The sequence below is a fragment of the Micromonospora sp. NPDC047740 genome, from assembly GCF_043204735.1.
Classification (GTDB): Bacteria; Actinomycetota; Actinomycetes; order Mycobacteriales; family Micromonosporaceae; genus Micromonospora.
Genome location: NZ_JBIDCT010000050.1, coordinates 1 through 1,957, shown reverse-complemented (window position 1 = coordinate 1,957; position 1,957 = coordinate 1). Strand labels below are relative to the sequence as shown.

Sequence of the window (1,957 nt, the reverse complement as noted above, 5' to 3'; positions counted from 1 at the left end):
GCAGCCGCCAACCACCCACACACCCCCATCGACGACCTCGACATCCTCCTACCCAACGAACACCACCAGATCCTCACCACCTGGAACAACACCACGAGCGGCCACACCCCCACGACCCTCATCCAGCGCTTCGAGCGCCAGGTTTCCGAAAGCCCGCACGCCATTGCGGTCACCGACGGGGCCACCACACTCACCTACCAACAGCTCAACAGCCGCGCCAATCAGCTGGCCCATCACCTCGGCCTGGGGCCCGGCGCTATCGTCGCCGTCGCCCTGCCCCGCACGGTCGACCTGCTCGTTGCCCTGCTGGCCATCGGCAAGACCGGGGCCGCCTACCTCCCCATCGACCCGGACCACCCCGCCACCCGCATCCAGCAGCTGCTCGACACCGCCCGCCCGGAGCTCCTCATCACCACCACCGGGGGCGGTGTGCCCGCCACCACGGCGACCCTCTACCTCGACCGGCCGGACGCCATCGCATCCGTGGCCGCCCAGCCCACCACCAACCCGACGCCCGGAACGCACCCGGACAACACCGCGTACCTCATCTACACCTCCGGTTCCACCGGCCGGCCCAAGGGCGTCATGGTGAGCCGGCGGGCGCTGGACAACTTCCTGGACGACATGGACGCCCGGCTGCGGCTGACCCCGGCGGACCGGCTTCTCGCGATCACTACGGTGAGCTTCGACATCGCGGCGCTGGAGCTCTACGTGCCGCTGTTGGCCGGCGCGTCCGTCGTGCTGGCCCCGCGGAACGTGGTGCAGAGCCCGGCCGAGGTCGGCGCCTGGATCCGCAAACACGGTGTCACGGTGGTGCAGGGCACGCCGTCCTGGTGGAGCACCGCAGTGACCGAGCCGGCCATGGCCGGCGTGCGGATGATCGTCGGCGGCGAACTGCTGCCCGCCGACCTGGCCGGCGAGATGTGCGGAAACAGCGCCGGCGTGACTGTGATGTACGGCCCGACCGAGGCCACCGTCTGGGCGACCTCCATCGAGTTGACGCCCGGTGCGCGGGTGACCCTCGGACGCCCGATCCAGAACACCCAGGTGTACGTGCTGGACCGGCGCCTCCGGCCGCTGCCACCCGGCGTCCCCGGCGAGCTCTACCTGGCCGGCGTCCAACTCGCCCGCGGCTACCACAACCGCCCCGACCTCACCGCCGAACGCTTCACCGCCAACCCGCACGGCACCCCCGGCAGCCGCCTCTACCGCACCGGCGACCTCGCCCGCTGGCTCCCCGACGGCACCCTCGACTTCCTCGGCCGCGTCGACCACCAGGTCAAACTCCGCGGCTTCCGGATCGAGCTCGGCGAGGTGGAGAACTGCCTCGTTCAGCATCCGGAGGTACTCCAGGCGGCGGTACTCGTCCGCGAGGACCGGCCCGGCGATCAGCGTCTGGTGGCGTACGTGACGGCCGACGAGACCGATCCCGACCGGCTGCGGCGGCACGCCGAGGAGCGGCTGCCCGACTACATGGTGCCGGCGGTGTTCGTGCTGCTGGACAGCCTGCCCGTCTCGGCGAACGGCAAGATCGACCGCAAGGCCCTGCCCGCGCCGGAGACCCCGGCCGGCAGCGGCGGACGCGCCCCGCGGACCCCGGCCGAGACGGTGCTCGCCGAGCTGTTCGCCGAGGTCCTCGGCACCACCGGCGTGACCATCGACGACAACTTCTTCCACCTCGGCGGGCATTCACTGCTCGCGACCCGGCTGGTCAGCCGGATCCGCACGACGCTGAACGCCGACCTGCCGACCAGGGCCATCTTCGAGGCCCCGACCATCGCCGCGCTCGCCACCCGCCTGACCGGCACCGACCGGCCTACGCTGACCGCCGGGACCCGCCCGGCCACACCCCCGCTGTCCTTCGCGCAGCGCCGGTTGTGGTTCCTGGCTCAGCTCGAGGGGCCCAGTGCCACCTACAACCTGCCGAACGCGCTGCGGTTCGACGGGCCGGTCGACC

The 1,957-nt window shown here is 71.7% G+C and carries 1 protein-coding gene; it reads left to right on the top strand.

The window, feature by feature from the left end:
• Nucleotides 1-1,957, top strand: a 1,957-nt coding sequence (locus ACGF4F_RS37325; protein WP_393085246.1) for an amino acid adenylation domain-containing protein, incomplete at both ends; no start/stop codon positions are given.